Origin of the sequence: Aureimonas sp. SA4125 (assembly GCF_019973775.1) — a bacterium.
GTDB lineage: Bacteria > Pseudomonadota > Alphaproteobacteria > Rhizobiales > Rhizobiaceae > Plantimonas.
In genome coordinates this window covers 1550848-1577199 of sequence record NZ_AP025032.1, presented here as the reverse complement: position 1 = coordinate 1577199, position 26352 = coordinate 1550848, and the positions used below count along the sequence as shown (strand labels likewise).

Below are 26352 nucleotides of genomic sequence, written 5' to 3'. Positions count from 1 at the left end.
CCATGACGAGCCTCAACACCCTCGCCGCCACGGAGCCGGCGCGCGACACCCGGTTCGTCCGGTCGCTGAAGGACGCCTGCGTCGCCGCGACGATCGCGGGTCTCCTCACCCTGTTCTTCTTCTTCATGCGCAGCGACATCGCCGTCGGCGGCCTCATCCTGTCGATCCGGCCGGATCTCTGGGCGATCGCCATTGGCCTCGTCTTTGCCGGTCGCTTCCTTCTCTCCTACTTCATCTTCCGCGCCGAGCCGTCGTCCGAGCCGAAGGCGAAGGCGGCTCCGGCATCGGCATCGGCGTCGCGGGCCAACACGCTGAGCCTGCTCGGCAAGGTCTTCGGCCTCGCCATGCTCCTGATCGCGCTGTTCCTGCCCTTCATCATCGATGCGGTACTGCCGAACCAGAACCGCTATCTCCTCGACCTCGCCATCCTGATCGTGACCTATGTCATGCTCGGCTGGGGCCTCAACATCGTCGTCGGGCTCGCCGGCCTTCTCGATCTCGGCTATGTCGCCTTCTATGCCGTCGGCGCCTATTCCTTCGCGCTGCTGGCAATCAACTTCGACCTCGGCTTCTGGGTCTGCCTGCCGATGGCGGGCCTGTTCGCCGCCGCCTGGGGCGTGATGCTGGGCTTTCCCGTGCTGCGCCTGCGCGGCGACTATCTCGCCATCGTGACGCTGGCCTTCGGCGAGATCATCCGCGTCGTCCTCATCAACTGGGCGCCGATCACCGGCGGCCCGAACGGCCTGCTCGGCATCCCGAAGCCGACGCTGTTCGGCCTCGAGTTCAGCCGTGGCGAAGGCGGCTTCGCCGACTATTTCGGCCTCGAATACTCCTCAATCCACCGCTTCGTCTTTCTCTACTACATCATCCTGGCGCTGGCCCTCTTCACCAACTTCGTCACCACGCGCATGCGCAAGATGCCGATCGGCCGGGCCTGGGAAGCCCTGCGCGAGGACGAGATCGCCTGCCGCTCGCTCGGCATCAACACCACGAACGTGAAGCTCACGGCGTTCGCCACCGGCGCGATGTTCGGCGGCTTCGCCGGGTCCTTCTTCGCCACGCGCCAGGGCTTCATCTCGCCCGAGAGCTTCACCTTCATCGAGTCGGCGATCATCCTGGCCATCGTCGTCCTCGGCGGTCTCGGCTCGCAGCTCGGCGTCGTCATCGCCTCGGTGGTCATGATCGGCGGCATCGAGCTTCTCAGGAACCTCACCATCCTCAAGTCGGTGTTCGGCGAGGGGTTCGACCCGACGCAGTACCGCATGCTCATCTTCGGCCTCGCCATGATCGCCATCATGGTCTGGAAACCGCGCGGCCTGATCTCGTCTCGAACGCCGTCCGCCGTCTACAAGGAGAAGAAGCGGATCGGCGCCGACATGGTCTCGCAGGGGGAGGGTCACTGATGGCCGCCACCATGAACGCCCCCTCGCCCCTCGGCGCGTCCTCCCCAGCCGACACCGCACCGCAACGCTGGCTGACGGACCCGATCCTCCGCGTCCAGAATCTGACGATGCGCTTCGGCGGTCTCGTCGCCATCAACAGCCTGTCCTTCGACGTCGGCCGCGGCGACATCACCGCCCTCATCGGCCCGAACGGCGCTGGCAAGACGACGGTCTTCAACTGCGTCACCGGCTTCTACAAGCCGACGGAAGGCCGCATCGCGCTGAAGCGCGGGCGCAACATCCCCGACGCCGTCGTCGAGGAACTGACCGCCAGCGGCGAGCAGCATCGCGAGAAGGCTGAAGGCTCGGTCTACCTCCTCGAGCGCATGGCCGACTTCAAGATCACCGAAAAGGCCGGCGTCGCCCGAACCTTCCAGAACATCCGCCTGTTCGGCGGCATGACGTGCCTGGAAAATCTCCTCGTCGCCCAACACAACACGCTGATGCGCGCCTCGGGCTTCACCATCGGCGGCCTCTTCGGCCTCCCCGGCTATGTCAAAGCGCGCAAGGCCGCGATGGACAAGGCCATCGCCTGGCTCGGCTATGCCGATCTCCTCGACCGCGCCGACGATCCGGCCGCAGACCTCTCCTATGGCGCCCAGCGACGGCTGGAGATCGCCCGCGCCATGTGCACGGGCCCGGCCCTTCTGTGCCTCGACGAGCCGGCCGCCGGGCTCAACCCGCGCGAGTCGGCCGAACTCAACAAGCTCCTGCGCCTCATCCGCGACGAGCACGACGTCTCGCTGCTGCTGATCGAGCACGACATGGGCGTGGTCATGGAAATCTCCGACCACATCATCGTCCTCGACTACGGCAAGAAGATCGCCGACGGCTCGGCCGCGGTGGTCCGCAACGATCCCAAGGTCATCGCCGCCTATCTCGGCGTCGACGACGAGGAGGTCGAGGCGGTGGAGGAGAAACTCGGCGCAGGCGACATCGACGCGGCCATCGAGGTCGCGAAGGTCGATGCTGCCGGCGACGTGCAAGGGAGAGCCTCGTGAGCGCTCTGGAACAGGCCGAGACCTCGGCGACCGCCGTGCCGATGCTGACCATCCGCGGCCTGCAGACCTTCTACGGCAAGATCCAGGCGCTGCGCGGCGTCGATCTGGACGTGAACCAGGGCGAGATCGTCACCATCATCGGTGCCAACGGCGCCGGCAAGTCGACGCTGATGATGACGATCTGCGGCAATCCGCGGGCGCGGGAAGGCTCGATCGTCTATCGCGGCGAGGACATCACCCAGCTGCCGACGCATCTCATCATGACCAAGGACATCGCCCAGTCGCCCGAGGGTCGGCGCATCTTCGGCCGAATGACGGTGACGGAAAACCTTCAGATGGGCGCGACCCTCCAGGACGAGAAGCACTACGACGACGACCTGAAGCGGGTCTTCTCGCTCTTCCCGCGGCTCAAGGAGCGGGCGGGACAGCGCGGCGGCACGCTGTCGGGCGGCGAGCAGCAGATGCTGGCGATCGGCCGGGCGCTGATGGGGCGGCCGAAACTGCTTCTCCTCGACGAACCCTCGCTGGGTCTGGCACCCCTCATCGTCAAGCAGATCTTCGAGGTCATCCGCGATCTCAACCGCAACGAGGGCCTCACCGTCTTCCTGGTCGAGCAGAACGCCTTCCACGCGCTGCGCCTCGCCCATCGCGGCTACGTCATGGTCAATGGCGCGATCACGATGACCGGGACGGGGCGCGAGCTTCTCGCCCGGCCGGAGGTTCGCCAGGCCTATCTCGAGGGAGGAGCGCACTGATGGCGCCGGAAATGTCGCTTTTGTGGGAAGTCAGCTGGGTCGAGTTTCTGGTGGTCACGCTGGCGCTCGGCGGCGGCGGTGCCTGGATGATCGGACGGTCGACGGCCCTCACCTGGAGCGGCTGGGGGATTCTTGTCTTCTACGTCTTTCTTCTGACAGTCGCCGCGCGCTTCATCCATTTCAGCCTGTTCGGCGGCAGTTTCTTCCTGCCCGTCTCGACGTTCCCCACGGCGCTGCACTATGCGCTGGTCGACTTCGTCATCCTGATGGCCATCGCGGCGGCGGGACGGCAGTTCGTGCGGAGCCGGCAGATGGCGCGGCAGTACGGATTTCTGGCAGCCGGCGCGTCGTCCCCTTCCTGAGACCGGGAATCTTTCACCAAAGGCACCGATAAGTAGCACGTCGCTATTCCGTCCCCGCCCATCCTGGTCTTTAATCCCGTCAGACAGTCGGCTCCGGCCGACCTGGCTTTCCACCCGCGTTCACCCCAGTCCCGTACACACAGGAAGGTTGTCATGAAAAAAGCTCTTTTGGCCGGCGCCGCACTCAACATGGTTTTCGCCGGCATGGCGTTCGCCGACATCACGATCGGCGTCGCGGGTCCGATGACCGGCCAGTACGCAGCCTTCGGCGAGCAGCTGAAGACCGGCGCCGAGCAGGCCGTGGCCGACATCAACGCGGCTGGTGGCGTGAACGGCGAGAAGCTCGTTCTCTCCGTCGGCGACGACGCATGCGACCCCAAGCAGGCTGTCGCGGTAGCGAACTCCTTTGCCGGCCAGAAGGTCCCCTTCGTCGCCGGTCACTTCTGCTCGGGCTCCTCGATCCCGGCCAGCCAGGTCTATGCCGAGGAAGGCATCATCCAGATTTCGCCCGCCTCGACCAATCCCGACTTCACCGACAAGCGCCCGGGCGACGGCATCTTCCGCGTCTGCGGTCGTGACGACCAGCAGGGCCAGGTCGCCGGCGCCTTCATCGCCGAAAAGTTCAAGGATGGCGTCGTCGCCGTGCTGAACGACAAGTCGGCCTACGGCAAGGGCCTTGCCGACGAGACCGAGAAGTACATGAAGGAAGCCGGCAAGGAGCCTGCGCTGGTCGAGTCCTACACGGCCGGCGAGAAGGACTACTCCTCGCTCATCACCAAGCTGAAGCAGGCCGGCGTGACGCTGGTCTACATCGGCGGCTACCACACCGAGGCCGGCCTCATCGCCCGCCAGATGAAGGACCAGGGCGTCACCGCGACGATCATGTCCGGCGACGCGCTCGTCACTGACGAATACTGGGCGATCACGGGCGATGCCGGCGAAGGCACGCTGATGACCTTCTCGCCCGACCCGCGCAAGAACGAGGCGGCCGCCCCGGTCGTCGCCGAACTCGACAAGGCCGGCAAGTCGGCCGAGGGCTACGTCCTCTACACCTACGCCGCGATCCAGGCCTGGGCCGAGGCTGCCAAGAAGGCCGGTTCGACCGAGTACGAGGCCGTCACCAAGTCGCTCAACGAGGGCGGCTACCAGACCGTCATCGGCGACATCACCTTCGACGACAAGGGTGACGTCAAGCTGCCGGGCTACGTGATGTACGAGTGGAAGGCCGGCAAGTACGACTATCTGGTCGCCGCCCAGTAAGGACGACGTGCCGCTCCAGTCGGAGCGGTCGAAACATGGGTCCGGTGCAGCGATGCGCCGGACCTATTATTTGGGGAGTGCCCGCAGGAGCGAGGCATGGCAGCGGCATGAGGCCACGGGTGCCGGTCGCCGGCCTGTATCCTCTTTCCGCGGCGCGATCGCGCATCCTTCTCGCCCGCCTCCCCCTCTTGCCACACATGCCCATGCGGACATCTGAGGCCCGGTGGTCATCTCTTCCACCGCCATGCGCGCCTTTCAGGCGCGCATGGCGGTGTTCCTAGCAACCCTTTTGGTCGGAATGCCAGCCATGAGCAGCCTGAAATTCGGCACCAGCGGCCTGCGCGGCCTGGTCGGCGATCTCGTGGGACGGCCGAGCTTCGCCTACACGCTGGCGTTCCTGCGCCATCTCGACGCTTCGCGGCCCGATACCGATCCAGCGCAGTCCGTGCCGGGCGCCGCTTCGCGTGCCCTCCTCGTCGGGCGGGACCTGCGGTCATCCAGCCCGGCGATCGCCACCGCCTGCATCGCCGCCGCCCGCGCCGCCGGCTACACGCCGCTCGATTGCGGCGCCCTCCCGACGCCGGCCCTCGCGCTGGCGGCGATGGCGCATGGCGCGGCCGGCGTGATGGTCACCGGCAGCCATATCCCCGACGACCGCAACGGGCTGAAGTTCTATCGGCCGGACGGCGAGATCACCAAGGCGGACGAGGCCGGCATCCTCGCCGCCTTCGCCGACCTCGGGGAAGACGTCGTGCCACCGGCGGATGCGGAACCGGCTCAGCGCCACCCCGCTCTTGCCGCCTACATCGCGCGCTATCTCGACTTCTTCCCGCGCGACTGCCTGGCCGGCCTCACCGTCGGAATCTACGAGCAGAGCACGGTCGCCCGCGACGGGCTGGGACAGGTGCTGACAGGGCTTGGCGCGAGGGTCGAGGGTCTCGGGCGGTCCGACCGGTTCATCCCGGTCGACACGGAAGCGCACCGGCCGGAGGACACGGCGCTGATCGCCGGCTGGGCCGCCGAGGGGCGCTTCGATGCCATCGTCTCGGCCGACGGCGACGCCGATCGCCCCCTCGTCGCCGACGAGACCGGCGCCATCCTGCGCGGCGACATTCTCGGCCTTCTGACGGCCGGCCATCTGCGCATCAGGACGATCGTCACGCCGATCACGTCGAGTTCGGCGATCGAGACCGCCTGCATCGCCGAGCACGTCCTGCGAACGCGCGTCGGCTCACCCTTCGTCATCGCCGGCATGGTCGAGGCGGGGGATGCGCCGGACGGCGTCCTCGGCTTCGAGGCGAATGGCGGCGTCCTTCTCGGCACCCCGATCGAGCGCGCCGGACGGCGCCTTGCCGCACTGCCGACACGGGACGCCCTCCTGCCGATCATCAGCGTCCTCGCCACGATGGCGGCACGGCGCGAGACCCTCAGCGACATCGTCGCCGGCCTGGCCGTCGGCCATACCGCCGCCCATCGCCTCCAGGACGTGCCGGCCGAACGCAGCGGCGAACTGCTCCGGCGCCTCGCGGACGACCCGGACTACCGCACAGCCTTCATGGACGACGTCGGTACCGTGGTCGCCGTCGACCGGCTGGATGGGGTTCACATGACGCTTGCCGATCGCAGCGTCATCCATTTCCGCGCGTCCGGCAATGCGCCGGAACTGCGCTGCTACGTCGAGGCAGCCGATCCGGCCTCGGCCGAGCGGCTGCTCGGCTGGGGCCTTGCGCGCGCCGCGGCGGCGATGGCGCCGCTCCTGTAGCGCCCCGGCGCCGGTGCGGCGGGTCGGACCGGCGACACCGGCCGCGTTGTCGTCAGAGGGCGGCGCGCAGGATGGCGTGAACGCCGACGGGGGTCGGCTCGTAGACGAGTTCGGCCTTCAGGCTGTGTGCCATGGCCCCGATCAGCCGTCGCCCGAGGCCCGTTCCGCGCGGGGAGTCGTTTTCCGCCAGGCCCCGGCCATCGTCCTCGACGCGCAGCTCGAAGCGATCCTCGCCGTCCTTCATCAGCGAAATCCGCACCTCGCCGGAGTGGCCGGGATCGTAGGCGTATTTGCAGGCATTGCTGACCAGTTCGTTGACGATGACGCCGATCGAGACAGCCTGGTCGGTCTTCAACCGCATTTCCTCGACATGCAGCCGCAGATGACGGGGCGCGGCGGCGGTGGAAAAGGTCTCCTCGAGCTCGGCCAGAAGCGCCGTGAGGTAGTCGACCATGTCGACGAGGCTGACCTCGTCGGAGGTGTAGAGACGGCGATGGACCTGCGCGATGGCGAGAATCCGTCGCTGCGTATCGCGCAGGGCCGAGCGGGCGCTATCCTCCGATACCGCACCGGCCTGCATCTGCACGAAGCTCGATACCATCTGCAGGCTGTTGGCGACGCGGTGGTTCACTTCCTTCAGCAGCGCTTCCAGCCGGGCATTCGTGGCCAGCAGCGAACGCTCCGCATTCTCCTTGTCGAGGCGCAGCTGGCGGCGCTCGGTGGCCTGCTTCAGCGTCGTCGCCAGGAGGTCGAAGAAATCGTCGCCGATCGTCTTCACCACGTAGTCGGACGCGCCGGCCTTCATCGCGGCGACCGCAATGCTGCTTTCTTCCGAGCCCGTGACGTAGACGACGGGCGGCTGGTAGGGCAGCTCGCGCAGGTTCGCCAGCGTCGCCAGCCCGTCCTGCCCCGGCATGTAGTGGTCCACGGCGACGACGTCGAAATCCGCCGCGGCGGCCATCGCCACGCCTTCCTGGCCCGAGCCCGCCGTCTCCACTGCATAGCCCCGGCGCGTCAGCGCCCGCGCGGTGATCCGCCGCAAGCCCTCGTCGTCGTCGATGTAGAGGACGCGCAAGGCCGGTGTCATTGGGCGTCGGCCTCGGGTTCCGGCACCTGAATGACGCTGAGGAACAGGCCGAGCTGGCGGATCGCCTGAGCGAAGGATTCGTAGTTCACCGGCTTGGTGATGTAGACATTGGCGCCGAGGTCGTAGCAGCGCTGGATCTCGACCTTGTCGTCCGTCGTGGTCAGGACGACGACGGGCGTACGCCTCAGCACGCTGCCTTCCGCCTTCATCCGCGCCAGGATGTCGGTGCCGCTCATGTCAGGCAGGTTGAGGTCCAGGAGAACCAGCGCCGGCCCGTTCAGCGCCGGACCGTCGGGTGCGTGGAAGAGGTATTCCATCGCCGAAGTACCGTCGGTGAAATGACGGATGCCGTTGGTGACGCCGGCGCGGCGGATGTTCTTCTCGATGAGGCGCGCGTGGCCCTCATCGTCCTCGATCATCACGATATTCACGGTCTGATGGCCGGTCACTTACGACTCTCCTTGATGGGTTGGAACTGCGGCGGCAGGGAGAGGCGGAACGTCGCGCCTTCACCGAGGCTCGATTCGCAGCTGATGGTGCCGCCGAGACGATAGGCGAGCGCCCGGACATGGGCGAGGCCGATGCCCTCGCCCGGTTGATCCTGCGTGCCGGAGCGGCGAAAAAGGTCGAAGATGCGCTCGTGGTCTTTCGGGTCGATTCCGCGGCCATTGTCCGCGATCTCGTAAATCAGCCGGTTGCCCGACCGCCTGCCCCGCACGACGACCCTGCCGGGACGTCCCGGCTTCAGGTACTTGACCGCGTTCTCGACCAGATTGGACAGGATCTGCTCGATCGCGACGCGGTCGCTGACGACCTTCGGCATCGGCTTTTCGACCGCGACCTCGGCCCCGACCTCGGTCAGGCGGTGCTGCAGGCTGTCGACGATTCCGTCCAGCATCTCGCCGACATCGAGCGGCTCCGGCGTGATGACGCGCCGGCCCTCGCGCGAGAGGCGCAGGATGGCATTGATGAGCCGATCCATCTTCTGCGTCGAGGAGCGGATGAAGCCGATCGCCTCGGGCAGGTCTTCGACAACCGCCTGACGGACTTCCTCGGTAACGAGCGACGGCGACTCGGCCTCGACCTTCTCGATCAGCTCGGAAAGCGGCTTGACCACGGCGTCGAGTTCGCTGGTGAAGCCCATCACGTTGACGAGCGGCGAGCGCAGATCGTGCGAGACGATATAGGCGAAGCGCTGGATCTCGTCGTTCGCCCGCTGCAGGTCGGCGGTCCGCGCGAGAACGGCGGTCTCGAGATTGTCGTTCAGCGCGCGCAACTGGTCGCGTGAGGTCTTCACGTCGCGGAAATTCTGCCGCAGCGCGAAGCTCGTCACCGCCGTGACGAAGATGAGCAGGAGGCCCGAAGCGGCGAGAAGAACGTAGGACAGCGCGATGCCCCGTTTCTGCTCCGCGCTGCGCTCGATCAGGAGGCGCCGCTCCTCTTCCGACATCCCGCGGGCCGTCATGCGCAGCTCGTTCAGGGTATCGCGTCCCGCGGCCGCGAACGCCGCCCGGGCGGCTTCCTGCCCGCTGCTCTGGCGAAGGGCGACCGAGCGCTTGATCTCGTCCAGATGGGCCGCGCTTCGGTCTCTGAGGCGCGCCAGCGCGTCGGTCTGGACCGGATTGTCGCCGGTCAGCGATCCGATCCGGTCCATCGCCGCCGTCCGGGCGATCACAGTGTCCTCAAGGGTCTGGGTGAGATCGTCGGCGGGGTCCAACAGGTAGCCGCGGCGCGCCGACTCCGCACGCTCCGTCAGTCCCCGGAAATCCAGGATCGCCTGCTCGACCTCGTAGGTGTGCGAGACGAGGCGGCTGATTTCCTGCGACTGCGACAGGCCCCAGATCGCCGCGCCGACGGCGACGATCAGCGCGAAAAAACCGGAGGCGAGGATGACGAGGATCGAGCGGTTCGACAGACGGTCGGGCATCTTCATCAGCTGCAGGTTCCTGTCGCGAAGCGGACGTCGTCCGCGGCCGACAACGCGGCACAAAACGGGGACTGACGGCCCCGGCATCGCTTGTCCGTACATGAAGGCGCGCGTCGATGGCTATAGCCGCGATGCCCTGTGCCAAATGGCCCGCCGAACAAGATTGTTGGCCAGCTCGCTATCGCAGGTTTCCGTTAACTTTGATCCGCTGGCGCGCTCGCAGGATCAGGCCCGTTGGAGGGCGGGATAGAGCGCGCGATACCGTCCGTAGGCCTCGTCGACTTCCCCGGCCAGCGCTGCGCGGGGGCTGTAGCTGCGCTCGATCGGTGGCTCGCTCATGATCGCGAACGGATCGGCGCCGGTGGCGGCGCACATGCCGAGCCTTGCCGCGCCCAGCGCCGCACCGAAATCGCCCGCCGCTGGCAGCACGATCTCGCAGCCGAGAACCGTCGCCATCAGGTCCAGCCAGTAGGCCGAGCGCGACCCGGCACCGACGGCGACGAGCCTGTCGACGGTGCCGCCGCCGGCGACGAGGCAGTCGCGCATGGAGAAGGCGACTCCCTCCAGCACGGCGCGGGTCATGTCGGACCGATCGGTGTCGGACTCGAGGCCGGCAAAGACGCCGCGGATGGCGGCGTCGTTGTGGGGCGTGCGCTCGCCCGACAGATAGGGCAGGAACAGGAGCCGCCCGGGCGCCTGGACCTCGGCACCCAGCGCGGCGGTGAGTTCCGCCGGCGTCTGGCGCAAAAGCGTGCTCAGCCATTCGAGCGAGCCCGCGGCCGAGAGCGTCACGCCCATCTGATGCCAGGTGTTCGGGAGGGCGTGGCAGAAGGTGTGGACCGCGGTTTCCGGTCGCGGCGCGTAGCTGGCAGTGGTGGTGAAGAGAACGCCGGACGTGCCGAGGGAGAGAAAGCCCGAGCCGGGTCGGACGATGCCGACGCCGCAGGCCGAGGCCGCGTTGTCGCCGCCGCCGCCGGCAACCACGATGTTGACGCCGAGGCCCCATTGCGCGGCGAGGTCCGGCCGCAGCGTGCCGCTGACCTCGGTGCCCTCGACGAGGATCGGCATCTGATCGACCGAGAGGCCGGTGCGCGACAGCATCTCCGGCGACCATTCACGGGCGCCGGTATCGAGCCAGGCCGTTCCCGCCGCGTCCGACATCTCCGACACCGCTTCGCCCGTCAGCCAGAGGCGCAGGAAATCCTTGGGCAGGAGAACCCGCCGGATTTTCGCGAAGATCTCCGGTTCGTGCCTTTGCACCCAAAGCAGCTTCGGTGCGGTGAAGCCGGGGAAGACGATGTTGCCGGTGATTTCCCGCGATGCCGCGTCGTCCAGCTCGCGCGCCTCTTCGTGCGAACGGGTGTCGTTCCAGAGAATGCAGGGGCGGAGCACGGCGTCGTCGGGGCCGATCAGCGTCGCGCCGTGCATGTGGCCGGAAAGGCCGATGCCCTCGACCCTCGACAGCGCCTCGGCATGGCTTGCCTTCAGCATTCCCATGGCCGTCTGGCATGCCGCGATCCAGGAAGCCGGATCCTGCTCGGACCAGCCGAAGGCCGGGCGTTCCACCGTCAGCGGAACGCTGGCGGTGGCGATCGGTGTCTGGTCCTCGCCGACGACGAGAACCTTCAGCGAGGACGTCCCGAGGTCGAAACCCAGATAGTTCGGCATGTTTTCGGCCTTCCCAGTGAGGGTCCGGCCGAGCGGGCCGGCACGCGTTTGTCTCTGAGCGGAGGGCCGGCAAGGCAGACGCATTGCCGACCCTGCCGCCCCTTGGCGCCGCCCCGATCGGTGCGGGACGGCAGGGTGCGCCGCCCGCTCAGACGTAGCGGTTGACGATGCCTTCGAGGAGTTCCTGCCGGCCCGAGCGCGGCTGGGGATTTAGCCCCTCGGCGCGCGCGGCGATCGCTTCGAGCGTGCGCTCGCCCGAGGCCATGGCCAGTCCCTCGGCACCCGTCCAGCCGGCATAGCGCTCGGTCAGGGGGGTCACCAGCGCGCCGTGGGCATGCATCCTTTCGGCAGCCAGCAGCCCGCGGGCGCAGGTGTCCATCGAGGCGACATGGGCAATCAGGAGATCGTCCGGCTCGATCGACTGGCGCCGGATCTTGGCATCGAAATTGAGACCGCCGGTGGTGAAGCCGCCATGCTTCAGCATTTCGTGGAAGACCAGCGCCATTTCCTTGGCGTCCATCGCGAACTGGTCGGTGTCCCAGCCGAGGAGATCGTCGCCGCGGTTGACGTCGAGCGAGCCGAAGACGCCGAGCGCATAGGCCAGCTTCACTTCGTGCTCGAAGGAATGGCCGGCGAGAATGGCGTGATTCTGCTCGAGATTGAGCTTGATGTCCTTGGTCAGGCCGTAGCGCTCGAGGAAGCCGTAGACCGTCGCCGTGTCGTAGTCGTACTGGTGCTTGGTCGGCTCCTTCGGCTTCGGCTCGATCAGGATCGGTCCGGAAAATCCGATCTTGTGCTTGTAGTCGACGAGCATCGAGAGGAAGCGGCCGAGTTGGTCGAGCTCGCGCTTCATGTCGGTGTTGAGCAGCGTCTCGTAGCCCTCGCGCCCGCCCCAGCAGACGAAATTCGCGCCGCCGAGCTTATGCGTCGCGTCGATCGCCGCCTTCACCTGCCCGCAGGCATAGGCGAAGACATCCGGGTCCGGATTGGTCGCCGCGCCCGCCATATAGCGCCGGTTGGAGAAGAGGTTGGCGGTGCCCCAGAGCAGTTTCACCTTCGCGCTCTCCATCTTCTGCGCAAAGATGTCGGTGATGACGGCGAGGTTCTCGTTGGACTCGGCGAGCGAGGCGCCTTCCGGCGCGACGTCGACGTCGTGGAAGGCGAAGAAGGGCACGTCGAGGAGACGGAACATCTCGAAGGCGACCTCGGCCTTGGCCTTCGCCTGGCTCAGCTCATCGCCGCCGTGCATCCAGGGGCGCAGAAACGTCTCGCCGCCGAACGGGTCGCCGCCCGGCCAGGTGAAGGAATGCCAGTAGGCGACGGAGAAGCGCAGGTGCTCCTCCATCCGCTTGCCCATCACCATCCGGTCCTTGTCGTAGAAGCGGAAGGCGAGCGGATCGGTCGAGCCCTCGCCGGCGAAGGCGACGGGTTCGGTGCGTGAAAAGAACGATGGGGTCATGGAGCTCCTCCGAGCGATGCGGCGATCCGGCCAGGGGCCGGCGCTGCGGTTGCGTATCTCAAAACGAACGGGCGGAAGCAAGCGCGGCGACCCTTCGCCGGCGTTCGCGGCAGGGCGCCGACGGTACGGCGGCGCGCCGTCACGGCGCCGGCTCCGGCGTCAGGAACCGCGCCGCCAACTCCGTTCGCGCGCCGGCGCCGGGCCCCCGCGCCATCTCCTCGTCCACGGCCGCCAGCGCCAGCGTCGTCGCCGCTTCCATGGTCACGCGGTCGACATCGGGCAGGACGTGGAAAGCGACGTCGGCGCCGGCGCCGGCAATGGCGCTTTCGGCGATGCCGCGCCGGATCGAGGGCTCGAGAAGGTCCATCGCCGCAGCGCCCGAGCCGACGAAGACGATCGGCAGCGGGTCGATCAGCGCGAACATGCGGCCGAGACCGTAGCCGATCGCTTCGCCGGCACGCGCGAAGGCTTCCCGCGCCGCGACCTCGCCGCCGCGGGCGGCCGCCGCGAGAGCGCGCATGTCGGCATCCGGGACACGGCGCTCGACGGCGGAGGGGGCGCCGCGGGCAGCCCGCCAGATCGCGTAGTCGCCGGCATAGGCCTCGATGCAGCCGCGATTGCCGCAGCGGCAAAGATCGCCGCGCGGGATGTGGTTGAGATGGCCGAATTCGGCGGCCGAGGTGTGCGAGCCGCGAAACGTCCGCCCGCCGAGCTTCAGCCCCATGCCGACGCCGAAGCCGATGAACAGCGTGGCGAAATCCGACGACTCGAGCTCGTTGCCCCAGCGGAATCGTTCCGGCATGGCGCCGCAATCGTTGAGGACGCGCGTGACGGCCCCCGTGGCGGCCTCGATCGGCGTGGCGATGTCGACGTCGCGCATCGCGAGGACCGGCGACCAGGCGATGCGCCGGTCGGCAGCGTCGGTCACGCCCTGGACGCAGACGACGATCTGGCGCAAGGCCCCCTCGCCCGCCATGCCACCGGCCGTCGTCCGGGCGAGAAGCGTCAGCACCGCCTCGACGAGCTCCTCCGGAGAGAGATGGGACAGGTCGAGCTCGCGCCGGCCGGTGGCAAGCGTCGCGCCGGCATAATCGCAGATCGTCACGGCGATCTCGCCGACGGTGATGTTGACGGCGGCGACGCTGGCAAGCGCGCCGCAGAGTTCCAGGCTGACCTCCGGCCGTCCGCGGCCCTTGGGCGGCTCGGCCGCGCCGATCTCGCTGAGAATGGAACTGCGGACCATGTCGCTGCCGATCGCCGAGGTCGAGGACAGGGACAGGCCGGTCGCCTCGCTCATGCGACGCCGCGTCGACACCTTGAAGCGCCGGAAATGGTCGAGGATGATGCGACGGTTCTGCGACCGGACGGCATCGGCGTCCGCCTTCGAAAGCATGCTTTTTCCGTCTCCTCCCGCCCCGGCTTCGGCCCCGTTGCCGGGACGTCGCCAGTGATTGGGGACGATGTTGACACGGATAATTTTGTCTGTCACGATTTTTTCCGAGACTTGGAAAAAGTCAGTGCGATGCTTTTCAAGGCACTCGGCGGGATGGGAGAGTCCCGGGTTTTTGACGGGCGCGCATGCGCCACTGGGAGGAACACCATGAAGAGATTGACCCTCGCCCTCGCGGGCGCCGCATTTTCGTGCCTGCTGACGGGCTCGGCCCTTGCGCAGGCCGGCAAGACCATCGGCGTATCCTGGTCGAATTTCCAGGAAGAACGCTGGAAGACCGACGAAGCCGCGATCAAGGCCGCCATCGAGGCCGCCGGCGGCAAGTACATCTCGGCCGACGCGCAGTCGTCCGCCGCCAAGCAGCTCACCGACGTCGAGAGCCTGATCTCGCAGGGTGCCAACGCCCTCATCATTCTCGCGCAGGACTCCGATGCCATCGGTCCGGCGGTCGAAAAGGCCGTCAACGAGGGCATTCCGGTGGTCGGCTACGACCGCCTGATCGAGAACAAGGACGCCTTCTACATCACCTTCGACAACAAGGAAGTCGGACGGATCCAGGCGCGCGAGGTGCTGAAGGTCGCGCCCGAGGGCAATTACGCCTTCATCAAGGGCTCCTCGGCCGATCCGAACGCCGACTTCCTCTTCTCCGGCCAGGTCGAAGTGCTGAAGGAGGCGATGGACGCGGGCAAGATCAAGAATGTCGGTGAAACCTATACCGACGGTTGGCTGCCCGAGAACGCCCAGGCCAACATGGAGCAGATCCTGACGGCCAACAACAACGAGGTCGCGGCCGTGGTCGCCTCCAATGACGGCACCGCCGGCGGCGCCATCGCCGCTCTCGAAGCGCAGGGCCTTGCCGGCACCGTCCCGGTCTCCGGCCAGGATGCCGACTTCGCCGCGCTGAACCGCATTGCCCGCGGCACCCAGACCGTGTCGGTCTGGAAGGACTCGCGCGACCTTGGCAAGCGCGCCGCCGAGATCGCCATCGAGCTCGCCGACGGCAAGGCGATGGGCGACATCGCCGACGTGACCGCCTTCAACGGCGGCGCCAAGGGCATCGAGATGCAGTCGATCTTCCTGAAGCCCGTCGCCATCACCAAGGAGAACCTCGGCACCATCATCGATGCCGGCTGGGTTTCCAAGGACGTCGTCTGCCAGGGCGTGACCGACACCAAGGTCGCCGCCTGCCAGTAACAGGCCGCCGGCCGCGCGCCCCCCGGGGGGCGCGCGGCCTTTCCGTCCGACCCGCAGTCCCGCCACCCATCGCGGTTGCGAAAGGGTCGCATCAAATTCCGCCGCCGGATCACTCCCGCGAGCCGCCCTCGCGAGCCGACAGACGGCAGGTCAGACGGCTTGGGTGGCGAGGCCTTGAACACGGCAACCAGTCATCCCTCCCGCCGCGGCGGGTTCGCCGGAACGTCCGTCCAAGTGTCTGCCGGTCCGCCGATCCGAGGCCAGCGGGCGCTTTCCGGCATGGCCGGCAAAAGGCCGCCTTCAAAAGGCTGCTGCCAGAAGCAGGCGGCCAACAGCAGGAGACGACGATGTCGCAGGCACCATCGCAGGCAGCGGCCGGCCGCACGACCGAGGACGGCGCCGTGAAGCGTCTCCTGAAGGCGACCGAGATCGACACGCGCATGCTCGGCATGCTGGCGGCGCTGGCGGTGATCTGGGTGGTTTTCCATCTCCTTTCCGGCGGAATCTTCCTCACCCCCCGCAATCTCTGGAACCTCACCGTCCAGACGTCCTCCGTCGCCGTGATGGCGACCGGCATGGTGCTGGTCATCGTCACCCGCAACATCGATCTCTCCGTCGGCTCGATCCTCGGCTTCACCGGAATGATCATGGCGCTGGTGCAGACTGCCGTCCTGCCCGGACTGATCGGCTTCGGGAGCCCGTTCACCTGGATCCTCGCGCTTGTCTGCGGCATCGCCGCCGGGGTCGTCATCGGCGGGTTCCAGGGCTGGATCATCGCCTTTCTCGGCGTGCCCTCCTTCATCGTGTCGCTCGGCGGTCTCCTCGTCTGGCGCGGCGGCGCCTGGTGGCTCGCTTCCGGCAAGACGATCGCGCCGATGGACACGACCTTCCGGCTGATGGGCGGCGGCGCGGAAGGCTCGATCGGCGTGACCGCGACCTGGGTGCTTGCCGCCCTCGCCTGCCTGGCCGTCGCCGCCTCGCTCGTTCTTGCCCGCCAGAAGCGCACGCGCTTCGGCTTCCCGCTGCGCCCGATCTGGGCCGAGAGCGTCCTGGCGGCTTGCGCCTTCCTGGCCATCCTCGGTGCTGCGGCTGTCCTGAACGCCTATTCCTGGCCGACGGCGATCGCCCGCCGTTACGCCGAGACGAACGGCATCGCCTGGCCCGAGGGCGGGCTGCAGATCGGCTACGGTGTCGCCATCCCCGTGCTGATCGCCATCGCCGCCGGCATCGTCATGACCTTCATCACCCGGCGGACGCGTTTCGGTCGCTACGTCTTCGCCATCGGCGGCAATCCCGAGGCGGCGGAGCTTGCCGGCATCAACACGCGCTGGGTGCTGATGAAGGTGTTCATGCTGATGGGCGGTCTCGCCGGCATCTCCGCCGCGATCTCGACCGCCCGCCTGAATGCCGCAACCAACGCGCAGGGCACGCTGGACGAGCTTTACGTCATCGCCGCCGCCGTCATCGGCGGCACCTCGCTTGCCGGCGGTGCCGGGACGATCGCCGGCGCCCTCCTCGGCGCGCTGGTGATGCAGTCGCTGCAGTCGGGCATGGTGCTCCTCGGGATCGACTCGCCCTTGCAGTCGATCGTCGTCGGCATCGTCCTCGTCATCGCCGTCTGGATCGACACCGTCTACCGCAGGAGGGCCGCATGACCGCGTCCAGCATGGCCGAGATCACCGACCACGGGCCCGGCCATCCCGCCCCGGTCGACCGCTCCGGCCCGCCGCTGGTCGAGATGCGCGACATCTCGATCGCCTTCGGCGGCATCCATGCCGTCGACCGTGCCTCGATCGACCTCTACCCCGGCGAGGTCGTGGCGCTTCTCGGCCACAACGGCGCGGGAAAGTCGACGCTGATCAAGATCCTGTCGGGCGCCTACCAGGCCGGCGAAGGCGAAATCTTCGTCAAGGGCGAGAAGGTCTCGATCACCAATCCGCGCGAGGCCAAAGCCTTCGGCATCGAGACGATCTACCAGACGCTCGCGCTCGCCGACAATGTCGACGCCGCCGCCAACCTGTTTCTCGGCCGGGAGAAGCTGACCCCCTGGGGCACGCTCGACGATGCGGCGATGGAGGCGGAGGCGCGCACGGTCATGGGCCGTCTCAACCCGAACTTCCGCCGCTTCAAGGAGCCGGTGAAGGCGCTGTCCGGCGGGCAGCGGCAGTCGGTGGCGATCGCCCGCGCCATCCTCTTCAACGCCCGCATCCTGATCATGGACGAGCCGACGGCAGCGCTCGGGCCGCAGGAGACGGCGCAGGTCGGCGAACTCATCAAGCAGTTGAAGAAAGAGGGCATCGGCATCTTCCTGATCAGCCACGACATCCACGACGTCTTCGACCTCGCCGACCGCGTCGTCGTCATGAAGAACGGCAAGGTCGTCGGCGGCGCGGCCACGTCGGACGTGACCAAGGATGAGGTCCTCGGCATGATCATCCTCGGCAAGTGCCCGCCCGGCGCCGTGCCGGGTCCGGGAGCGAGCGCGGAGTAGAGGAAGCTGGGCGGCAGCCCCGCACAGCCCTCCAGACGATAGCGATCGCACCATTTGTAACCAGTCTTGCGGCTGATCCCGTGATCGGCGCATAGCGCCGTCATCGTCTCCTCGCCCTGCAACACCGCCGCCACAAATTCGATGCGCGCATCCATCGCATTGCTCTCGCGCCACCCCATCGACCGGTCCTCCCAGCCAACAAAGTGTCACCCATCCATCCGGGCTGAAATGCCACCACTCTATCAGGGCAGGACATGCCGCGACCTTCTCCCCAAAGGGGAGAAGAAGCAGCTGTCGCGAATCGTATCCGATTTTCGGACGGTGCACACCGTACGCCATTCCTCGCCCCGCAGGGGAGAGGGTGGATGCGAGCGGCAGCGAGCAGACGGGAGAGGGGCTGGCATCATCGGATCATCAATACCGGTCGCCGCGCCTGGCCTGATCCTCAGCGCACTGCCGTCCCCGCCAGGACCCGACCGACCCGTCAGCGCGGCATGCTGGAGCGAAACGTCTCGGCCAATCTGCGCCACGACATCAGGGCTGCCCGGCGCGGGGTGGCGGTGCCGGTGCCGGTGCCGGTGCCGGTGCGGCGGTGGCAGCAGGCGAAGCAGCGGCACGGTTCCTTGCTGGACGGGACCGTGAAGGCGCTGGTCGTCTTGGTTGTCGGCTCGTTGAACACCAGCATGTCGGTCACCCCAGTGATTGCCTGACGATGCTAGCGCGGCCCGCGGGACTTGGAAAGTCCGATAACGGCAGTGCAGCAATCGGCGAGAGTCTTTTGTGACGGGGGCGTGACGCTGGCGCCCTTCGGCGGCGCACGGGTTGGACGAGGCGGCGCCGCCGGCGCTTCCCGTGCGATTCGGCGCATGGGTGGAGCGGCGCTGGCCCTATCCCCGCCCGCCGGATTCCGCTAGCTGTCGGGCACGCATCCGACAGAACTGGCAGGGTCCCATGAGCCGCATCGTCTACGTCAACGGCAGCTACGTCCCCGAGGCAGAGGCCAAGATCTCGGTCTTCGATCGCTCCTTCCTGATGGCCGACGGCATCTATGAGGTAACGACGGTCGTCGGCGGAAAGCTGATCGACTTTGCCGGCCACATGGCCCGGCTCGGCCGCTCGCTCGCGGCGCTGAAGATGACGGCACCGGCCGACACCGAGGCGCTGCTCGCGATTCACCGCGCGCTGGTCGAGCGGAACGGCCTCGACGAGGGCCTGGTGTATCTGCAGGTGTCGCGCGGCACCGCCGACCGCGACTTCTCCTTCCCGCCGGAGGGGACGAAGCCGACCCTCGTCCTGTTCACCCAGAAAATGGCGGTGCTCGAGCGCGAGAGCGTGCGGAACGGCATCAAGGTCGCCTCGGTGCCGGATCTGCGCTGGGGCCTTCGCGACATCAAGACGGTGCAACTGCTCTACCCCTCCATGGCGAAGATGGAAGCCAAGGCCAAGGGTGCCGACGATGCCTGGATGGTCGAGGCCGACGGCACCGTGACCGAGGGATCCTCGAACAACGCCTACATCATCACCAAGGCCGGCACGCTCGTCACCCGCGCGCTGTCGCATGCGATCCTGCACGGCATCACCCGCCTCGCGGTCCTGCGTCTCGCCCGCGAGACCGGGCTTGCCGTCGAGGAACGCAGCTTCACGCTGGAGGAGGCGAAGGACGCGCGCGAGGCCTTCATCACCTCCGCTTCCGCCTTCGTCACGCCCGTCGTCGCCATCGACGGCCAGGCGATCGGCGACGGGACCCCGGGCGACACGACGCGGCGGATGCGCGAGATCTACATCGCCGAAAGCCTGCAGACGGCGATCTGAACGCCGCTTCCCGGCGGTTTCGCATTGCGGAAAATCTTTCGCAGTGCGCTTTCGCTTTTCAAGCATGGTGATTTCGCTTTAAGGAAGACCATCCCTCTGCGAGACCGCCCCATGCTTTCCGATCGCCAGCTCCAGACTCTCGAAATCGCCAAGCGGGTGGGCCGCGTTCAGGTCGAGGAGCTGTCGCAGCGCTTCGACGTATCGGTCCAGACCATCCGCAAGGATCTGAACGAGCTCTGCGACCAGCGGCTCCTGGCCCGCGTGCACGGCGGCGCCGTGATCTCGTCCGGCGTCGAGAACGTCGGCTACGATGCGCGGCGCTCGATCGCGTCGACGGAAAAGACGGCGATCGGCCGGGCCGTCGCCGATCTCATCCCTGACCGCGCCTCGCTCTTCATCAACATCGGCACGACCACCGAGGCCGTGGCGCAGGCGCTCCTGCGCCATGCCGGACTGATGGTGATCACCAACAACATCAACGTCGCCACCATCCTGCAGCCCTATCCCGAGATCGAGGTGATCATCGCCGGCGGCGTCGTCCGGCGTTCGGACGGCGGCATCGTCGGCGAGGCGGCGGTCGACTTCATCCGCCAGTTCCGCGTCGACTTCGCCGTCATCGGCGTCTCCGCCATCGATCCCGACGGCTCGCTCCTCGACTACGACTATCGCGAAGTGCGCGTCGCGCAGGCGATCATGGCCAATGCCCGCCAGGTGATCCTCGCCTCCGACGCCACCAAGTTCGAGCGCAGCGCGCCGGTGCGCATCGGCCATCTCAGCCAGATCTCCACCTTCGTCACCGATCGCTGCCCGCTGCCGGGCATCCGGCGCATCTGCGCGGAGGCGAATGTCGCCCTCGTCGAGGCCCTGGGGGAAAGCGTCGCAGAAGAAGGATGACCCGCCCGGCTTGGTCGCTGCCGGCAGTCACCGGAAGCCGCAGCTGGCGCAGCAATGCCCGGCGCCGGGTCGGGGTTTTCCACAACCGGCCAACCCCGCGGGCATCGCACGCATATGCCGCGCGCCACGAATTTTCCATTGACTTTCGTTTTGCTTTCGTTGACCCTGCCCTTAGTTTCGCAAGCGCACGTTAGATGCTGCAATGCGAAAAGGGCGGAACCATGAAGCATTTCGACATCTTCATCATCGGTGGCGGCATCAACGGCTGCGGGATCGCACGCGATGCGGTCGGCCGCGGCTATTCGGTGGGTCTGGCCGAGATGAACGATCTGGCGTCGGGTACGTCGTCCTGGTCGACCAAGCTGGTGCATGGCGGGCTGCGCTACCTCGAGCACTACGAGTTTCGCCTGGTGCGCGAATCGCTGATGGAGCGCGAGGTGCTCTGGCGCATTGCGCCGCACATCATCCGGCCGCTGCGCTTCGTGCTGCCGCACCACAAGGGCCTGCGCCCGGCCTGGCTGCTGCGTCTCGGACTTTTCCTCTACGACCATCTCGGCGGCCGCAAGGCGCTGAAGGCGACGACCACCGTCGACCTCTCGGGCGGGCCGCTCGGCGCGCCGCTGAAGGCGGGATATGCCAAGGGTTTCGAATATTCCGACGCCCGCGTCGACGACGCCCGTCTCGTCGTTCTCAACGCCCGTGACGCCGCCGAGCGCGGCGCCGATGTCCGGGTTCGCACGAAGGTCACCAGCGCGCGCCGGGTCGATGGACGCTGGCAGGTGACGCTCAGCCCCAAGGACGGCGGCTCTGCGGAGGTCGTCACGGCGGATTTTCTCGTGAACGTCGCCGGTCCCTGGGTCGACCGCATCATCCAGCAGGCCATGGGGCGCAACGAGGCGCACCACATCCGCCTCGTCCAGGGCTCGCACATCGTCACGCGAAAGCTCTACGACCACGACCGCGCCTACATCTTCCAGAACGCCGACAACCGCATCATCTTCGCCATCCCCTACGAGGACGACTACACGCTGATCGGCACGACCGACCAGGATTTCGACGGCGAACCGGGCGATGCGAAGATCACCCCTGCCGAGACCGACTATCTCCTCAAGGCGGCGAGCGAGTATTTCGAGAAGCCGGTGACGGCCGATCAGATCGTGTGGACCTATTCCGGCGTTCGGCCGCTCTACGACGACGGCGCCTCCATGGCGCAGGAGGCGACGCGCGACTACGTCCTGAAGGTCGAGGGCGACAAAGGCGAGGCCCCCGTCCTCAACGCCTTCGGCGGCAAGATCACCACCTACCGCAAGCTGGCGGAGGAAGTCTTGGAGAAGATCGGCGACCGCCTCGGGATGCGCGGCAAGTCTTGGACGGGGACGCAGCCCCTTCCCGGCGGCGGCTTTCCTCTCGACGGCATCGCTGCGCTGGAATCGCGCGTGCGGGCTGCGGCCGCCTGTCTCGATGCGCGCAGCGTGCGGCGGCTGGTCCGCTCCTACGGGCTCGACGCCGACGAGATCGTGAAGCCGCAGGCGGGCCGGCAGGGCCTCGGCCGCGATTTCGGCCATGGCCTCTTCGCCGCCGAGGTCGACTGGATGATGGCGAAGGAATGGGCCGTCACGTCGGACGACGTGCTGTGGCGCCGCTCCAAACTCGGCCTGCGCTTCTCGCCTTCCCAAACGGAAGATCTGGCGGGATACATGGAAACTTATAGACTGACGCAAAGGACCGCGGCCGCCTGAGACCGCGACCGGAAGGCTTCTTCCGACCGCAGGCCGCACCTGGGAGGGTTCATGCTGGAATTGATCGATGTCGGCCGCAAGGTTGGAGCCGAGACGCACCTGTCGGGGATTTCGCTTCAGCTGAAGCGAGGATCGCTGAACGTCCTGCTCGGCCCGACGCTGGCCGGCAAGACCACCCTGATGCGGCTGATGGCCGGGCTCGACCGCCCGACCTCGGGACGCATCGTGATGGACGGCAAGGACGTGACCGGCATTCCGGTGCGTCGCCGCAATGTCGCGATGGTCTACCAGCAGTTCATCAACTATCCCGCCATGACCGTCTACGAGAACATCGCCTCGCCGCTGCGCGTCGCCGGCAAGTCGAAGGACGAGATCGAGGCGGCCGTTGCCAAGGCAGCGGCGCTGATGAAGCTCGGCCCCTATCTGCAGCGGACGCCGCTGACGCTCTCCGGCGGCCAGCAGCAGCGCACGGCGCTGGCCAGGGCTCTCGTCAAGAATGCCGAACTGGTGCTGCTCGACGAGCCGCTGGCCAATCTCGACTACAAGCTGCGCGAGGAACTGCGCGAGGAACTGCCGCGGCTCTTCGCCGAGACCGGGGCGGTCTTCGTCTACGCCACCACCGAGCCGACCGAGGCGCTGCTTCTCGGCGGCAACACGGCGACGCTGTCGGAGGGCCGGGTGACGCAGTTCGGCCCGACGCCCGAGGTCTATCGCCAGCCGGCCGATCTCGTGACGGCAAGAACCTTCTCGGACCCGCCGCTGAACATCCTCACCCTGACGAAGCGCGGCGCGGTGCTCGCCGGCGGCGACCATCTCAGCGTCGCCGTCCCGGCGCGCTATGCCTTTTTGTCCGACGGCCCCTATCAGGTCGGCCTTCGGCCCCATCATCTTTCCGTCGGCAACACGTTTTCCGAGGGCGCCCGGCTGGCGTCGCGGGTATCGCTTTCGGAAGTGACGGGCTCGGTGACCTACGTGCACGCGGACTGGGAGGGAACGCGCCTCGTCGCGGTGCTGCCAGGTATCCACCGGGTCGAGACGGGCGACCCGATCGCGCTCGACTTCCGCCCAGCCGACATGATGCTGTTCGATGCAACGGGGCGCTCCGTCGCCGCCCCCAACGCCCTTGCGGCCTGAGGAGACCATGGCCCGCATCCGGCTCGACCACATCCGCCACGCCTATTCCGCCGATCTCGCGCGCTCCGGCAACTATGCCCTGCGCGAGGTCGACCACACTTTCGAGGATGGCGGGGCCTATGCCCTGCTCGGCCCGTCCGGCTGCGGCAAGACCACCCTCCTCAATATCATTTCCGGGCTCCTGACGCCGTCCGAGGGTCATGTCCGCTTCGGCGACCGTGACGTGACGCTGTTGTCGCCGGAGGCGCGCAACATCGCGCAGGTCTTCCAGTTTCCCGTCGTCTACGACACCATGACGGTGCGCGAAAACCTCGCCTTCCCGCTGAAGAACCGGAAAGTGCCGCGCGACGAGATCGACCGGCGCGTTTCCGACATGCTGCAGCGCATCGGCCTTGCCGAACAGGCCGACCGGCGAGCCCAGGGGCTGACCGCAGACGAGAAGCAGAAGATCTCGCTCGGCCGTGGCCTCGTGCGCTCGGACGTCAACGCCATCCTCTTCGACGAGCCGCTGACGGTGATCGACCCGCACATGAAGTGGCAGTTGCGCAGCCAGTTGAAGGAACTGCACCGGCAGTTCCGCATGACCATGGTCTATGTCACGCACGACCAGACCGAGGCGCTCACCTTCGCCGACAAGGTGGTGGTGATGTACGATGGCGAGGTCGTGCAGATCGGCACGCCCGAGGAGCTGTTCGAGCGCCCGAAGCACACTTTCGTCGGCTATTTCATCGGCTCGCCCGGCATGAACGTCCTCTCCTGCGCCGTCGAGGGCACGGACGCCCTCGTCTCCGGGACGCGCATCGCCATTCCCGGCGGTGCCAGGCCGACGGGAAGCGCCAAGAAGACGGAACTCGGCATCCGCCCGGAATTCGTGCGGCTCGTGCCACGCGGCCAGGGCATGCCGGTGACGGTGACGCGGGTCGAGGACATCGGCTCGGAGCGCATCGTGCGCGCCGACTTCAATGGCCAGAAGCTCGTCGCGATCATGGGCGAGGGCGAAAGCCTGCCGGCCGAGTCCGACGTCGTCTTCGACGCCGACGCCCTCAATCTCTACGCGGACTCCTGGCTCGTCGAGCGATCCGGGACCCTGCCGACGCTGGGGAGAGCGGCATGAACAAGACTTTCGACAACAAGGCCTGGTTCTTCGTCCTGCCGGTCCTCATCCTCGTCGCCTTCTCCGCCGTCATCCCGCTGATGACCGTCGTCAATTATTCGGTCCAGGACACGTTCGGGCGCAACGAGTTCTTCTGGAACGGCACGAGCTGGTTCGTCGACACGCTGCAGTCGCCGCGCTTCCACGCGGCGCTCGGCCGCAACCTCATCTTCTCCGCCATCATTCTCGCCATTGAGATCCCGCTCGGCATCCTCGTCGCCCTCGCCATGCCGAAGAAGGGTATCTGGGTGCCGGTCTGCCTCGTCCTGATGGCGCTGCCGCTCCTCATCCCGTGGAACGTCGTCGGAACGATCTGGCAGGTCTTCGGGCGCACCGACATCGGCCTCCTCGGCCGCTTCGTCACCTGGCTCGGCATCCCCTACAACTACGTCCAGAACAGCTTCGACGCCTGGGTGACCCTGATCGTCATGGACGTCTGGCACTGGACGAGCCTTGTCGTGCTGCTGTGCTATGCCGGCCTCGTCTCGATCCCCGACGCCTATTACCAGGCGGCCAAGATCGACGGCGCCTCGCGCTGGGCGGTGTTCCGCTACATCCAGCTGCCGAAGATGGGCCGGGTTCTCCTCATCGCCGTGCTGCTGCGCTTCATGGATAGCTTCATGATCTACACCGAGCCCTTCGTCGTCACCGGCGGCGGTCCCGGCAACTCGACGACCTTCCTGTCGATCGATCTCGTCAAGATGGCGGTCGGCCAGTTCGACCTCGGACCGGCGGCGGCCATGAGCCTGATCTACTTCCTGATCATCCTTCTGATGTCCTGGATCTTCTACACCGTGATGGAAAATGCCGGCCGCGATCGTGCCATGAAGGAGCCGGTCGAATGAGCAACACCGCCCCGACCTTGCCCCGCCAGGCCGCCGACGGCATTCCGCCGGCCGCCCATTCCGAGACCGCGATCGCCATGCGCAGCCGGATGAAGTCCGGCCGCTTCAAGCCGAAGGCGTTCATTCCGATCGTCTACATCCTGTTCCTGCTGTTGCCGATCTACTGGCTCGTCAACATGAGCTTCAAGACGAACACGGAAATTCTCAACCAGTTCACGCTGTTCCCGGCCGAGCCGACGCTTGCCAACTACCGCGTGATCTTCACCGATCCGTCCTGGTACAACGGCTACATCAACTCGATCATCTATGTCGTGATGAACATGGTGATCTCGGTCGCCGCCGCGCTGCCGGCCGCCTACGCCTTCTCGCGCTACCGCTTTCTCGGCGACAAGCACCTGTTCTTCTGGCTCCTGACCAACCGCATGGCGCCGCCGGCGGTCTTCGCCCTGCCCTTCTTCCAGCTCTATTCGGCCTTCGGCCTGATCGACACGCACATCGCCGTCGCGCTCGCCCACTGCCTGTTCAACGTGCCGCTGGCGGTGTGGATTCTCGAAGGCTTCATGTCGGGCGTACCGAAGGAGATCGACGAAACCGCCTATATCGACGGCTATTCCTTCCCGAAGTTCTTCTTCAAGATCTTCATGCCGTTGATCGCCTCCGGCATCGGCGTCGCTGCCTTCTTCTGCTTCATGTTCTCCTGGGTCGAGCTCCTGATCGCCCGCACGCTGACGGTGACGGACGCCAAGCCGATCGCCGCGATCATGACGCGCACGGTGTCGGCATCGGGCATGGACTGGGGCGTCCTCGCCGCCGCGGGCGTCCTCACCATCATACCCGGCGCGATCGTCATCTGGTTCGTGCGCAACTACATCGCCAAGGGCTTCGCCCTGGGGAGGGTGTGATGCGCTCCCCGACCA

General features: G+C 67.0%; 23 protein-coding genes and 1 pseudogene. 17 read left to right on the top strand and 7 right to left on the bottom strand.

Annotated elements, in window-relative coordinates:
• The first annotated feature begins 2 nt into the window (after positions 1-2).
• From livM to Sa4125_RS07230, 6 genes are all read left to right on the top strand, one after another.
• Positions 3-1403 (top strand): high-affinity branched-chain amino acid ABC transporter permease LivM, encoded by a 1401-nt coding sequence (gene livM / locus Sa4125_RS07255; RefSeq protein WP_224005374.1) that lies wholly within the window; start codon positions 3-5, stop codon positions 1401-1403.
• A 107-nt stretch (positions 1404-1510) separates the two neighbouring features.
• Positions 1511-2443, top strand: coding sequence for an ABC transporter ATP-binding protein (locus Sa4125_RS07250; protein ID WP_275967471.1), 933 nt, complete (start codon positions 1511-1513; stop codon positions 2441-2443).
• Positions 2444-2484: 41 nt separating this feature from the next.
• Positions 2485-3198: an ABC transporter ATP-binding protein gene (locus Sa4125_RS07245; protein WP_224007625.1), complete on the top strand. Its 714-nt coding sequence runs from the start codon at positions 2485-2487 to the stop codon at positions 3196-3198.
• Positions 3198-3560 carry a DUF6867 family protein gene (locus Sa4125_RS07240; protein WP_224005371.1) on the top strand — a complete coding sequence of 121 codons (363 nt, stop codon included), beginning with the start codon at positions 3198-3200 and terminating at the stop codon, positions 3558-3560. Before Sa4125_RS07245 ends, Sa4125_RS07240 begins: the two co-directional genes overlap by 1 nt.
• Positions 3561-3713: 153 nt before the next feature.
• The gene (locus Sa4125_RS07235) at positions 3714-4820 is read left to right on the top strand and encodes a branched-chain amino acid ABC transporter substrate-binding protein (RefSeq protein WP_224005368.1); all 1107 of its coding nucleotides are present in this window, start codon (positions 3714-3716) and stop codon (positions 4818-4820) included.
• Between the two features lie 307 nt (positions 4821-5127).
• Positions 5128-6582 carry a phosphomannomutase gene (locus Sa4125_RS07230; RefSeq protein WP_224005365.1) on the top strand — a complete coding sequence of 485 codons (1455 nt, stop codon included), beginning with the start codon at positions 5128-5130 and terminating at the stop codon, positions 6580-6582.
• A 52-nt stretch (positions 6583-6634) separates the two neighbouring features.
• On the opposite strand, the gene Sa4125_RS07225 is transcribed toward Sa4125_RS07230, so the two are convergent.
• From Sa4125_RS07225 to Sa4125_RS07200, 6 genes are all read right to left on the bottom strand, one after another.
• Complete coding sequence (locus Sa4125_RS07225) at positions 6635-7669, bottom strand: response regulator (protein ID WP_224005362.1); 1035 nt, start codon at positions 7667-7669, stop codon at positions 6635-6637.
• On the bottom strand, positions 7666-8088 hold the full coding sequence (locus tag Sa4125_RS07220; RefSeq protein ID WP_275967470.1) for a response regulator: 423 nt from the start codon (positions 8086-8088) through the stop codon (positions 7666-7668). Before Sa4125_RS07220 ends, Sa4125_RS07225 begins: the two co-directional genes overlap by 4 nt.
• Positions 8089-8114: 26 nt before the next feature.
• The gene (locus Sa4125_RS07215) at positions 8115-9602 is read right to left on the bottom strand and encodes a sensor histidine kinase (RefSeq protein ID WP_224005357.1); all 1488 of its coding nucleotides are present in this window, start codon (positions 9600-9602) and stop codon (positions 8115-8117) included.
• A 219-nt stretch (positions 9603-9821) separates the two neighbouring features.
• Complete coding sequence (gene xylB, locus Sa4125_RS07210) at positions 9822-11264, bottom strand: xylulokinase (protein ID WP_224005354.1); 1443 nt, start codon at positions 11262-11264, stop codon at positions 9822-9824.
• A 148-nt stretch (positions 11265-11412) separates the two neighbouring features.
• Positions 11413-12723, bottom strand: a complete 1311-nt coding sequence (gene xylA / locus Sa4125_RS07205) for a xylose isomerase (RefSeq protein WP_224005351.1) — start codon at positions 12721-12723, stop codon at positions 11413-11415.
• A gap of 139 nt (positions 12724-12862) precedes the next feature.
• Complete coding sequence (locus Sa4125_RS07200) at positions 12863-14116, bottom strand: ROK family protein (protein ID WP_224005348.1); 1254 nt, start codon at positions 14114-14116, stop codon at positions 12863-12865.
• A gap of 207 nt (positions 14117-14323) precedes the next feature.
• Between Sa4125_RS07200 and xylF the strand changes: the two genes are divergently transcribed.
• The 3 genes from xylF (at position 14324) to Sa4125_RS07185 (ending at position 17858) form a co-directional block, all read left to right on the top strand.
• Positions 14324-15367, top strand: coding sequence for a D-xylose ABC transporter substrate-binding protein (gene xylF / locus Sa4125_RS07195; protein WP_224005345.1), 1044 nt, complete (start codon positions 14324-14326; stop codon positions 15365-15367).
• Positions 15368-15714: 347 nt separating this feature from the next.
• Positions 15715-17022, top strand: coding sequence for a sugar ABC transporter permease (locus tag Sa4125_RS07190; RefSeq protein WP_224005342.1), 1308 nt, complete (start codon positions 15715-15717; stop codon positions 17020-17022).
• Positions 17023-17033: 11 nt separating this feature from the next.
• On the top strand, positions 17034-17858 hold the full coding sequence (locus tag Sa4125_RS07185) for an ATP-binding cassette domain-containing protein (RefSeq protein WP_224007621.1): 825 nt from the start codon (positions 17034-17036) through the stop codon (positions 17856-17858).
• Between the two features lie 20 nt (positions 17859-17878).
• Here the strand turns inward: Sa4125_RS07185 and Sa4125_RS07180 are convergent.
• Positions 17879-18013 (bottom strand): annotated as a pseudogene (locus Sa4125_RS07180) (helix-turn-helix domain-containing protein); the annotation flags it as partial.
• Positions 18014-18352: 339 nt separating this feature from the next.
• Between Sa4125_RS07180 and Sa4125_RS07175 the strand changes: the two are divergent.
• The 8 genes from Sa4125_RS07175 (at position 18353) to Sa4125_RS07140 (ending at position 26337) form a co-directional block, all read left to right on the top strand.
• Positions 18353-18568: a hypothetical protein gene (locus Sa4125_RS07175; protein WP_224005339.1), complete on the top strand. Its 216-nt coding sequence runs from the start codon at positions 18353-18355 to the stop codon at positions 18566-18568.
• 241 nt (positions 18569-18809) lie between these two features.
• Positions 18810-19670: a D-amino-acid transaminase gene (locus Sa4125_RS07170; RefSeq protein WP_224005336.1), complete on the top strand. Its 861-nt coding sequence runs from the start codon at positions 18810-18812 to the stop codon at positions 19668-19670.
• Between the two features lie 111 nt (positions 19671-19781).
• Complete coding sequence (locus Sa4125_RS07165) at positions 19782-20564, top strand: DeoR/GlpR family DNA-binding transcription regulator (protein WP_224005333.1); 783 nt, start codon at positions 19782-19784, stop codon at positions 20562-20564.
• Between the two features lie 221 nt (positions 20565-20785).
• Positions 20786-22303: a glycerol-3-phosphate dehydrogenase gene (glpD, locus tag Sa4125_RS07160; protein WP_224005331.1), complete on the top strand. Its 1518-nt coding sequence runs from the start codon at positions 20786-20788 to the stop codon at positions 22301-22303.
• Positions 22304-22354: 51 nt separating this feature from the next.
• Positions 22355-23437, top strand: coding sequence for an ABC transporter ATP-binding protein (locus tag Sa4125_RS07155; protein ID WP_224005328.1), 1083 nt, complete (start codon positions 22355-22357; stop codon positions 23435-23437).
• A gap of 7 nt (positions 23438-23444) precedes the next feature.
• The gene (locus Sa4125_RS07150; protein ID WP_224005326.1) at positions 23445-24551 is read left to right on the top strand and encodes an ABC transporter ATP-binding protein; all 1107 of its coding nucleotides are present in this window, start codon (positions 23445-23447) and stop codon (positions 24549-24551) included.
• Positions 24548-25435, top strand: a complete 888-nt coding sequence (locus Sa4125_RS07145) for a sugar ABC transporter permease (RefSeq protein ID WP_224005323.1) — start codon at positions 24548-24550, stop codon at positions 25433-25435. The genes Sa4125_RS07150 and Sa4125_RS07145 overlap by 4 nt, the downstream gene beginning before the upstream one ends.
• 77 nt (positions 25436-25512) lie before the next feature.
• Positions 25513-26337, top strand: a complete 825-nt coding sequence (locus Sa4125_RS07140) for a carbohydrate ABC transporter permease (protein WP_224007619.1) — start codon at positions 25513-25515, stop codon at positions 26335-26337.
• The last annotated feature ends 15 nt before the right edge of the window (positions 26338-26352 follow it).

What these genes read in the sequence shown, in the direction of transcription:
- Sa4125_RS07230 (WP_224005365.1), top strand. Translation starts at nt 5,128, where the DNA reads ATGAGCAGCCTGAAATTCGGCACCAGCGGCCTGCGCGGCCTGGTCGGC.
- Sa4125_RS07165 (WP_224005333.1), top strand. Translation starts at nt 19,782, where the DNA reads ATGCTTTCCGATCGCCAGCTCCAGACTCTCGAAATCGCCAAGCGGGTG.
- Sa4125_RS07250 (WP_275967471.1), top strand. Translation starts at nt 1,511, where the DNA reads ATGCGCTTCGGCGGTCTCGTCGCCATCAACAGCCTGTCCTTCGACGTC.
- Sa4125_RS07225 (WP_224005362.1), bottom strand. Translation starts at nt 7,669, where the DNA reads ATGACACCGGCCTTGCGCGTCCTCTACATCGACGACGACGAGGGCTTG.
- Sa4125_RS07155 (WP_224005328.1), top strand. Translation starts at nt 22,355, where the DNA reads ATGCTGGAATTGATCGATGTCGGCCGCAAGGTTGGAGCCGAGACGCAC.
- Sa4125_RS07245 (WP_224007625.1), top strand. Translation starts at nt 2,485, where the DNA reads ATGCTGACCATCCGCGGCCTGCAGACCTTCTACGGCAAGATCCAGGCG.
- Sa4125_RS07145 (WP_224005323.1), top strand. Translation starts at nt 24,548, where the DNA reads ATGAACAAGACTTTCGACAACAAGGCCTGGTTCTTCGTCCTGCCGGTC.
- Sa4125_RS07190 (WP_224005342.1), top strand. Translation starts at nt 15,715, where the DNA reads ATGTCGCAGGCACCATCGCAGGCAGCGGCCGGCCGCACGACCGAGGAC.
- Sa4125_RS07170 (WP_224005336.1), top strand. Translation starts at nt 18,810, where the DNA reads ATGAGCCGCATCGTCTACGTCAACGGCAGCTACGTCCCCGAGGCAGAG.
- Sa4125_RS07240 (WP_224005371.1), top strand. Translation starts at nt 3,198, where the DNA reads ATGGCGCCGGAAATGTCGCTTTTGTGGGAAGTCAGCTGGGTCGAGTTT.
- Sa4125_RS07215 (WP_224005357.1), bottom strand. Translation starts at nt 9,602, where the DNA reads ATGAAGATGCCCGACCGTCTGTCGAACCGCTCGATCCTCGTCATCCTC.
- Sa4125_RS07220 (WP_275967470.1), bottom strand. Translation starts at nt 8,088, where the DNA reads ATGATCGAGGACGATGAGGGCCACGCGCGCCTCATCGAGAAGAACATC.
- xylA (WP_224005351.1), bottom strand. Translation starts at nt 12,723, where the DNA reads ATGACCCCATCGTTCTTTTCACGCACCGAACCCGTCGCCTTCGCCGGC.
- Sa4125_RS07235 (WP_224005368.1), top strand. Translation starts at nt 3,714, where the DNA reads ATGAAAAAAGCTCTTTTGGCCGGCGCCGCACTCAACATGGTTTTCGCC.
- xylF (WP_224005345.1), top strand. Translation starts at nt 14,324, where the DNA reads ATGAAGAGATTGACCCTCGCCCTCGCGGGCGCCGCATTTTCGTGCCTG.
- Sa4125_RS07200 (WP_224005348.1), bottom strand. Translation starts at nt 14,116, where the DNA reads ATGCTTTCGAAGGCGGACGCCGATGCCGTCCGGTCGCAGAACCGTCGC.
- Sa4125_RS07175 (WP_224005339.1), top strand. Translation starts at nt 18,353, where the DNA reads ATGCTGGAGCGAAACGTCTCGGCCAATCTGCGCCACGACATCAGGGCT.
- livM (WP_224005374.1), top strand. Translation starts at nt 3, where the DNA reads ATGACGAGCCTCAACACCCTCGCCGCCACGGAGCCGGCGCGCGACACC.
- Sa4125_RS07140 (WP_224007619.1), top strand. Translation starts at nt 25,513, where the DNA reads ATGCGCAGCCGGATGAAGTCCGGCCGCTTCAAGCCGAAGGCGTTCATT.
- Sa4125_RS07185 (WP_224007621.1), top strand. Translation starts at nt 17,034, where the DNA reads ATGGCCGAGATCACCGACCACGGGCCCGGCCATCCCGCCCCGGTCGAC.
- xylB (WP_224005354.1), bottom strand. Translation starts at nt 11,264, where the DNA reads ATGCCGAACTATCTGGGTTTCGACCTCGGGACGTCCTCGCTGAAGGTT.
- Sa4125_RS07150 (WP_224005326.1), top strand. Translation starts at nt 23,445, where the DNA reads ATGGCCCGCATCCGGCTCGACCACATCCGCCACGCCTATTCCGCCGAT.
- glpD (WP_224005331.1), top strand. Translation starts at nt 20,786, where the DNA reads ATGAAGCATTTCGACATCTTCATCATCGGTGGCGGCATCAACGGCTGC.